This is a genomic window from Pseudoramibacter faecis, from assembly GCF_036289405.1.
Classification (GTDB): domain Bacteria; phylum Bacillota; class Clostridia; order Eubacteriales; family Eubacteriaceae; genus Pseudoramibacter; species Pseudoramibacter faecis.
This window is the reverse complement of record NZ_JAYFFI010000017.1, coordinates 35,980-43,698: the sequence shown is the minus strand read 5'-3', so window position 1 is coordinate 43,698 and position 7,719 is coordinate 35,980. Positions and strand designations below refer to the sequence as shown.

The window sequence follows — 7,719 nt, the reverse complement described above, 5'->3', positions numbered from 1 at the left end:
GAAAACACAAGCAGATTTAAGAAAATATGTGAGTATCTCCCGATACACAAAATGCCGGAAATGCCTGAAACAACAGGCTATACCGGCATATAAAGACTTTTGAAAAGATAGTTGAAAATTTATATTAGAGTTTAAAAAGATGAATTTACCGGTTAAAACCGGCGTTTTTTGCGTTTGCGCTGACTGCGGTAAATACTGATCAGGGTGGTGCTGCCGAGAATGATAGCGGCGAAAAAACCGATGAATCCCAGCAGCGGGATCCCCATAAACGTGGGCTTCATCCGGGTGGTGGCAATGAAGCTGGAACCGATGAGCAGCGCTGCGGTGATGATGGCCGTGACTAACCGGTTAACCATGCGCTCCACTTTTTTCAGAGGTTCCTCACTGCCGATGAGCTCCAGGTTGACCTTGGACTGGCCCTTAAGGGTGGATTTGAGCAGATCGGCCAGATACACGGGGATGTCCAATGCACTCTTGCCGGCCGCTGCCGAATCGTGGAGCAGATGCCGGGCGATCTGGCGGTAATCCATGTTCAGCGGGGATTTCTGGGCGACGTGGCGGGCCATCACCTCGATGATGCTGATGTCCGGATCGAGCATGGCGATCACGCCTTCCATCGTCATCACCGAGCGGGCCAGCATCGTTACGCTGCGGGGCATAGCGATATGATGATAGGCGGCGATCTGCAGGGCTTTTTGCATCAGCTCGGACAGGTTCATTTCCCCGATGTTGACGTTGCCGTATCCATCCATGAGGTCGGCCAGATCGGCGTAAAGCCGCGAATGGTCGATGGGCTGGCTGTGTTCGCCCAGATTGAGCAGCATGGTTTTGAAGCCATCCACATCCTTGGTGCCGACGGCGGCGATGGCGTCGCGGAACAAGTCGCAGTCACGCCGGGATAAAGTGCCCATCATGCCCAGATCGATCCAGATAATCTTGCCTTCGTGAATGCGGATGTTCCCCGGATGGGGATCCGCGTGGAAAAAGGCGTCGTCGATCACCTGTTTGATGTAATTCTCGGCCAGTTTCTCGGCGATCTCTTTCAAGTCGTAGCCCTGCTCGGTCAGGGCGGCAATATCGTCGATGGCGATTCCCTTGACATCGCTCATCATTAGCACCTTGGAGGTGGTGAAATGATGGAAAATCTTCGGGCTGCCGACATAGGCAATGCCGGCATTATCGGCGGCAAAGTGTTCGGCGTTTTGGGCTTCAATCAAGAAATCCATTTCCTGTTTGGCCGTGTTCCAGATTTCGGCGAGCACCGCCTTGAAATCGATGACGTCGCCGGTGGGGGAAAACCGCTGAATCAGCCCGGTGAGGCGTTCCAGAATGGCCATATCGATCGCCATGGTTTCATAGGCGTCAGGGCGCTGCACCTTGATGGCTACTTCGGTGCCGTCGCGCATGACGGCGCGGTGCACCTGGGCGATGGAGGCGGAGCCCAGCGGGGTGTGATCGATGGACGCAAAAAGAACCTTCGCCCGTTCCCCATAGGCATGCTCAATTTCCGAAACAATGGTGGCAAAAGGCAAAGGTTTCACATCGGTTCTGAGTTTTTCTAATTCGTCGCAATAGCTTTTGGGCAAAATGTCCTGGCGCATGGACAGAATTTGCCCGAGTTTAACAAAGGTAGGCCCGAGATCTTCAATGATCGCCCGCAGTTTGACCGGGGTGATCCCCTTGGTGATCTCATGACGGGAGAGAATGGCCATGATTTCCCGCAGACGCCGGTGCCGGTAGCTGCGCTGACGGCGGCCGGATACCTGCGGGACGACCGATTCTTTATTTGGCATCGCTGTCTGCGTCTGCTGCATCCCCAGGGGTTTCGCTGGCTGCAATTTTATCCTTTAATGTCTGGAGATCCTCCGGTGACAGATTATCCACAGATTTCATCAAATCGTCGAGACTGACCTTGCCCTGGAAGCGATCCTTGGTGGCCTGAACCTTTTCCTTGGCGGTCTGCATGCCGTCTTTCACATTGCGCTTGAGTTCTTCGTTCATCACCTTGCCCTGCTCGACGGTGATTTCTCCTTTTTCAACACAGTAATTGATGAGCTGTTCGGCCTTTTCGGCGGTGACAGCTGCAGCGCCGACACCGGCGAGCACGATTTTTTTCATTTCTTCTCCAAAATTAATGTTAGCCATGATTTTCCTCCTTAAACGGATGCTGCTTCTGTTGATTTGAAGCGTCAACCTAATGTATTAAAAGTTGCGTAAATTTTTTCGTTCGAGATCCAATAAATCTTTTTTAATCTCGACGCCGCCGGCATAGCCGGTGAGCAGGCCACTGGTGGCGATCACCCGGTGACAGGGAATGATGATCTGCAGCGGGTTTTTATTGTTGGCACGCCCGACCGCCCGCGGTGCCGTCGGATTGTCGATGGCGTCGGCAATATCCTGATACGTTTGAATTTCACCGTACGGGATGGTTCTGAGGACCTTCCACACCTTTTTTTGAAATGCCGTTCCCAGGGCGTTGATCGACAGATTGAATGTTTGGCGCTTGCCGTCAAAATATTCTGCCAGCTGACTTTTGGCTTCTTCCAAAATAGGACGGGTCTCCGTCTCCGGCTTTGTCTTATCTTCTACCCATTTGCAGCGAAGCAGCACATCCTCTGTAGATTCCAACAGCAAAAGACCAAAAGGTGCTTTGTAATAGGCAATGTAACGATCAGCCATTTCCCCATAACCTCCTTATTCTGATCAAGACGTTTCCATATTTATTGTAATTGTTTTGATAAAAAATAGCAAGCGGTTGCATTAGAATAACAATATAAATTTAATTTGCAGGGCAAAAAAGATCGAAAAGGCGGATCAAAAAACTGAATTTAAAATAAAAAACCAAAAAATAAAACAGACACCGGATCTCGGTGCCTGGTTCACACCCGACTGGGCGTTGCGATTGAAATGGCGGGGGTAGCAGGATTCGAACCTGCGCATGATGGAGTCAGAGTCCATTGCCTTACCGCTTGGCGATACCCCTGCAAAGAACAGATATTATTTTACCTGTCCCCCGGGCCTTTGTCAAGGCCATCTTGATGAAAAATGCGCCCTTCGGATCAAGTTTTTACGAAACTTTCTTTTGGGATTTAAAGATCACGTGGGCGTATTTTTTGAGCGCAAAATATAAAATCAATCCGAGTACCCCGCAGGAGAGCACTTCTCCGATGCCTACGGTGAGCATCATGAGCGGAATGGGCAGCGGCGTGCCATAGGTGTATTTGAGGACCAGCGGCACGACGATCATATTGGAAAGAATTGGCGGCAGCGGTCCGAGAATCGGCTTGCGCCCGCACAGCCAATAGGTGCCGATGGCGCCGATCAGCGTGGCCAGACTGCCGAAGACGATATCCGGCAGGATGGCGCCGCCCAGGATATTGCCGATCAGGCAGCCGACGAAAAGGCCGGGCACTGCTGCCGGGGTGAACAGCGGCAAAATGGTCAGCGCTTCGGAAACGCGCACCTGAACTTGCCCGAAGGATACGGCCTGAAAGACCAGGGTCAGGGCGACATAAATCGCGGCGATCATTGCCGCCTGCACGAGAAAGGATAGTTTTTGGTTTTGCATATGAGGTTGTCTCCTTTAGTTTTGTTTTATGTGAGGAAGGTCTCGAACTCACAACGCGCTTATTATATCAACAGCCAGCGGAAAAAACAAATCGGGGCAGAAAGCATTCCAAGGGGACATGGGAAAGACGGATAGAATAATGGATCATTGATTTGCCATTTATTCATGACAATCGGAATTAAAATAATTCTAAATAAATTTAGTTGAGCATTTTCAAAGGTTTAAGGGTGTGATAAGATAGGGCTGAATTTTTTAAATTAAAGGAGTTTTAAATGAAGAAAACAAAAGGTTTTTTCTCAGAGTTCAAAAAATTTTTATCCCGCGGCAATGTGATGGATCTGGCTATTGGTTTGATCATTGGTTCGGCTTTCACGGCGATTGTTGCCTCCTTAAACAACGATATTATCTCCCCTATCCTCGGGCTGTTCGGCGGCGTGGATTTCTCCAATCTGATGGTGAAGATCGGGGCGAATGCCAATTCTCCGGTCATCAAATATGGCAATTTTCTCACGGCGGTGATCAATTTTCTCATCACCGGCCTCGTGCTGTTCATCATCATTAAAATTGTCAGCCATGCGGCCGATAAGCTGCCTCTCATCGGCGATGACGAAGCAGCAGAACCCACCACTAAAACCTGTCCCTACTGTAAAAGCGAAATTGATATCACAGCGACCCGCTGCCCCCATTGCACTTCCCAGCTGGGTGAACACACAGGGGCATAAAATAAAAAGCTTCGCCTGAAGAAATTTTCTTCGGGCGAAGCTTTTTTGCGTTTAAAGGGGGTCAACGGATCTTCGGGTTGTCCGTTCGCTCCTTCAGATAACGGTCGTAAAGAGCGATTGCCGGACGATAGGCCAGGATGGCCGCAAGCAAAATCACGAAGAACCAGATGCTCCTCCGGAGCCAGCGCCCATCAATCAAGAAAAGCATCAATAGCATCAATGCATATCCCCGGCGGAAAAAAACCGTGCGGCGCCGCAGGACCTTGGCGGCGGGGTCGTAACGCTTTTCTTCCAGTAAAATTTTAAAAGCGACTTGGATGACCATTGCGTCGGCAATCAGTCCCGCGCCGACGGCCAAACAACCGATGAGGACGAGGGGGATGAGATCAAACCGCGACAGCGGGATAGTGGGCCATCCGTTGAGATTGCCGCTGATGCCGAAGGCTAAAAAGACCGCGGCGCAGATCACGATGCCGGCGGTCAGTTTGGCGTTGCGTGTCGGCAGTCCCTGCTGCTGGCGTTCTTTGACCATGCCGGCGACGCCATAGGCCAGTTCGATGGGCTGGTGCATCAAATGCTCGAAGGGTTTCAGGCTCAGATGGGTGCTTACAAAAAGCCCGATGGCCCAGGCCACACAGACCACAATCTCGAGGTTAAAAGCGGGGGTGATTGAGCTGAGAGAAACGAAAATAAAGGCGGCAATCAGCAGGCCAACGCCCCAGGCATGGCGGCGGGCGCGGCGCCGACTGAGGGATAAAAAGGCATTGGCCTCCTCCATACTGACGACGTGAGCCGGCTCTCCCTGCTGCACGCTTTCAGCCGGGACGGGCTTTACGAGATTCGGGTCTTCGATTTCCTCCCGCAGCAGAAAATCGGTGGAGACGGCGAAAACCTCGGCGAGTTTGACGATTTTGTCGAGGCTGGGCACCATCTGCATGCTCTCCCATTTGGAAATGGACTGACGCGACACGCCGAGCTGTTCGGCCAGTTCCTCCTGGGACCAGCCTTTTTGTTTGCGCAGGGCGATGATTTTATCGGCAAGTAACATGGCTTTCCTCCTGAACGTTTTTAGTGTGGTCATCGATCGATATCTTTATTCTAAAAGGTGCATTGAAACGAAGCCAGATAGTGGGCGCGTCAATTTGACAACTTGGAGTTGCAATCGGCGGTTGCGGCGTTGTTTTGAGCCGCTTGCCGCTTTTTAATCAGGCGGATATCGTCGCCCCAGAAGGGAACGATCTGAAAGTAGCCGCTGATGCGGGAAGCGAGGCGCTTGCTATATTGCTGCTGAATGGCCTTCACCCCCAGATTGGAGGAAATGATCATTTTCTGTCCCGCGAGTATCCGCCCGTTGATGATCTCGAACAATTGATCGTCGCTGAAAGCTGTGCGGTATTCGGCGCCGAGGTCGTCGATGATGAGCAGATCACAGTCGAAAAGGCCGTCATAAATGCGGGAGATCCCGCCCTGCTCCGCTTTTAAATTCTCCCGGACCAGATCGATGAGGTGCTGGGCCGTGGTGTAAATCACTTGGTAACCTTCGGCGATGAGCGCGCCGGCCACACAATTGGAGAGAAAGGTTTTGCCGAGCCCCGGCGCTCCGGTGAATAAAAGACTTTGATGGATCACATCGAAGCGCGCACAGTAGTTCTTGATGATCTGATAGACGACGGCCATGTTTTCCCGGGGGCTGGGCCGGTCGCCGACGCGCGCGTCGGGATAAAAATCGAGGCGGAAGGTGTCGAAGTTTTCGGCTTTGGCCCGAGGGGTCAGGTCGTAACAGGAGAAGGCTGCCGAGGTCAGTTCGGCGCGCAGACAGGCGCAGGGCTTCCCCCCGACATAGCCGGTGTCGCAGCAATGCTCGCACAGATAATGAACGGCGAGGTCCTGTGGGTCAATGCCGTTGGCGGCGAGAAAAAAATTGCGTTCTTCTGCGATGGCTGCCAGGGACTCGGCATAATGGGCGTCGGCCTCGGGATTTTGTTCAAGGCGTTCGCGTACCAGACGGGTGCCGGCTGCGTTTTGCGCCCGTTTAAAATCGGCCAGAGCGGGATAGCGGGCCTCAAGCTTTGCGATACGCTGATGCTCTTCAAAAAGATGGCGGGCCCGATGGTTCAGAAAATCCTGGATCAGGCTGTCAATGCGCCGGTTTGGGGTCGTTTTGGTTGTCATCGTAGAGCCTCCTCAGGTTTTCGATATCGTGTTCGGTGATTTCATCCATCAGGGCTTCCCGGCGCTTGGTATCGGCGGCCTCTTCGGGAGCCATCGGCACCGGCTGGCGCCGTTTATTATAATGAGCGGCCTCCTCGGCCTCGACCGCCTCGAGAGTGGTGATCTGCTGTTCGTGCCAGCGTTTTAAGATCCCGTCGATGTACTTCAGATTGGGGGTGTGGGTGCGGTCCATAGCGGCCTGGACCAGCTCGATGCCGTTGCCGTAATCGTCGAACCATTTGTCGATCATCTTTTTTTCCCATTGCATGGGTCCGCGGTGAATGCCCAGGTATTTGAGCACATCGTAGTAGCGCTTTTGCCGGTCGCTGGATTCGCGTTTAACGCGTTCGGCGTCCTCGAAGGTGATGACCCCGGCGCGGTGCCAGTTGTCGGCAACGGCATCCATGTAGTGAAACATTTGTTTCTGGGAGAAGGGAGTGTCTTTGCCGGCGATGATGGTTAACGTATATTCGGCCAGAACCACTACAGCCTCCGGATCGAAATAGTAATCCTTCACATAGGTGCTCAAGGCCATCGTGCCGGAGCGGGATAAAGGCTCACTGCCCAACATGGCCTGCACCTTGGCGTACATATCGGCGATGCGGGCCTCGTTCGGATCCTTGGGAGCTGCCGGCCAGTCGGCCATCGAGAGCTGGCCTTTTGGCACGGTGCTTTTCGCCGCCTGCTTCTTGGCGGGCTTCGTTTTCGGCCCGTTGAGGATCAGCGCCGGAATGTTAAAGAATTGCACGTCGGCCTGGCCGTCGGTGCCGTAGGTTACGGAGAGGATGCCCTGCTCCTGCCAGTAGGTCCAGGCCTTGCGCACATCGCCTTCTGTCATGTGCAGCTCCTGGGAGAGGGAGCTGTTGTCCACCGGGATGGCGCCTTGGCCAAAGCAAAGCTTAAGTCCGTAGAGATAAACCTTGACGTAATCGCCGTGGGCCTGGGGCATATAAAGATTGATGAAGGCATTCTCCACCGGGGTGATGCCGAGATTGTCGTTGCCGCTTTCAAAACTGAAGCGCGTGGCTTTGGTGTGATTCGATTGCATGGTGTTTCCTCGTCGCGTGTCGCGTTTTCGTTCTCTGCGCGGCGAAGGCCTGATTCAAAAAAGACCGCCGCGGATTCTTTTCGTATTATATCACAGCCGGCCGGTCGCCGGCAGCGCATTTGAAAAAAGTGTCGCGATCAGGGAATCTTTAACTTTGTAACGAACTCGTA

The 7,719-nt window shown here is 52.9% G+C and carries 8 protein-coding genes; 1 reads left to right on the top strand and 7 read right to left on the bottom strand.

The genetic code is table 11. The features are described from left to right. Window positions 1-152: 152 nt before the first annotated feature. From V3C63_RS09875 to V3C63_RS09860, 4 genes are all read right to left on the bottom strand, one after another. The gene (locus tag V3C63_RS09875; RefSeq protein WP_329887616.1) at window positions 153-1,793 is read right to left on the bottom strand and encodes an ABC1 kinase family protein; all 1,641 of its coding nucleotides are present in this window, start codon (window positions 1,791-1,793) and stop codon (window positions 153-155) included. After that, window positions 1,783-2,145 (bottom strand): hypothetical protein, encoded by a 363-nt coding sequence (locus tag V3C63_RS09870; protein WP_329887614.1) that lies wholly within the window; start codon window positions 2,143-2,145, stop codon window positions 1,783-1,785. Before V3C63_RS09870 ends, V3C63_RS09875 begins: the two co-directional genes overlap by 11 nt. A gap of 57 nt (window positions 2,146-2,202) precedes the next feature. After that, complete coding sequence (locus tag V3C63_RS09865) at window positions 2,203-2,679, bottom strand: methylated-DNA--[protein]-cysteine S-methyltransferase (RefSeq protein WP_329887613.1); 477 nt, start codon at window positions 2,677-2,679, stop codon at window positions 2,203-2,205. A 388-nt stretch (window positions 2,680-3,067) separates the two neighbouring features. Further along, a complete protein-coding gene (locus tag V3C63_RS09860) occupies window positions 3,068-3,568 on the bottom strand; it encodes a QueT transporter family protein (protein ID WP_329887611.1) in 501 nt (166 codons plus the stop codon). A 272-nt stretch (window positions 3,569-3,840) separates the two neighbouring features. Here V3C63_RS09860 and mscL point away from each other — a divergent pair, with 272 nt between their 5' ends. Beyond that, window positions 3,841-4,290 carry a large conductance mechanosensitive channel protein MscL gene (gene mscL, locus V3C63_RS09855; protein ID WP_329887609.1) on the top strand — a complete coding sequence of 150 codons (450 nt, stop codon included), beginning with the start codon at window positions 3,841-3,843 and terminating at the stop codon, window positions 4,288-4,290. A 61-nt stretch (window positions 4,291-4,351) separates the two neighbouring features. Here mscL and V3C63_RS09850 read toward each other — a convergent pair whose 3' ends face one another. The 3 genes from V3C63_RS09850 to V3C63_RS09840 form a co-directional block, all read right to left on the bottom strand. Then, on the bottom strand, window positions 4,352-5,338 hold the full coding sequence (locus V3C63_RS09850; RefSeq protein WP_329887608.1) for a helix-turn-helix domain-containing protein: 987 nt from the start codon (window positions 5,336-5,338) through the stop codon (window positions 4,352-4,354). 89 nt (window positions 5,339-5,427) lie between these two features. Then, window positions 5,428-6,462 (bottom strand): ATP-binding protein, encoded by a 1,035-nt coding sequence (locus V3C63_RS09845; RefSeq protein ID WP_329887607.1) that lies wholly within the window; start codon window positions 6,460-6,462, stop codon window positions 5,428-5,430. Next, window positions 6,428-7,549: a DnaD domain protein gene (locus tag V3C63_RS09840; RefSeq protein ID WP_329887606.1), complete on the bottom strand. Its 1,122-nt coding sequence runs from the start codon at window positions 7,547-7,549 to the stop codon at window positions 6,428-6,430. The genes V3C63_RS09845 and V3C63_RS09840 overlap by 35 nt, the downstream gene beginning before the upstream one ends. Window positions 7,550-7,719: the final 170 nt, after the last annotated feature.

Bases quoted from the DNA above. Each gene is read 5' to 3' on its own strand.
- V3C63_RS09875 (WP_329887616.1), bottom strand. From the start codon at position 1,793: ATGCCAAATAAAGAATCGGTCGTCCCGCAGGTATCCGGCCGCCGTCAG.
- V3C63_RS09870 (WP_329887614.1), bottom strand. From the start codon at position 2,145: ATGGCTAACATTAATTTTGGAGAAGAAATGAAAAAAATCGTGCTCGCC.
- V3C63_RS09865 (WP_329887613.1), bottom strand. From the start codon at position 2,679: ATGGCTGATCGTTACATTGCCTATTACAAAGCACCTTTTGGTCTTTTG.
- V3C63_RS09860 (WP_329887611.1), bottom strand. From the start codon at position 3,568: ATGCAAAACCAAAAACTATCCTTTCTCGTGCAGGCGGCAATGATCGCC.
- mscL (WP_329887609.1), top strand. From the start codon at position 3,841: ATGAAGAAAACAAAAGGTTTTTTCTCAGAGTTCAAAAAATTTTTATCC.
- V3C63_RS09850 (WP_329887608.1), bottom strand. From the start codon at position 5,338: ATGTTACTTGCCGATAAAATCATCGCCCTGCGCAAACAAAAAGGCTGG.
- V3C63_RS09845 (WP_329887607.1), bottom strand. From the start codon at position 6,462: ATGACAACCAAAACGACCCCAAACCGGCGCATTGACAGCCTGATCCAG.
- V3C63_RS09840 (WP_329887606.1), bottom strand. From the start codon at position 7,549: ATGCAATCGAATCACACCAAAGCCACGCGCTTCAGTTTTGAAAGCGGC.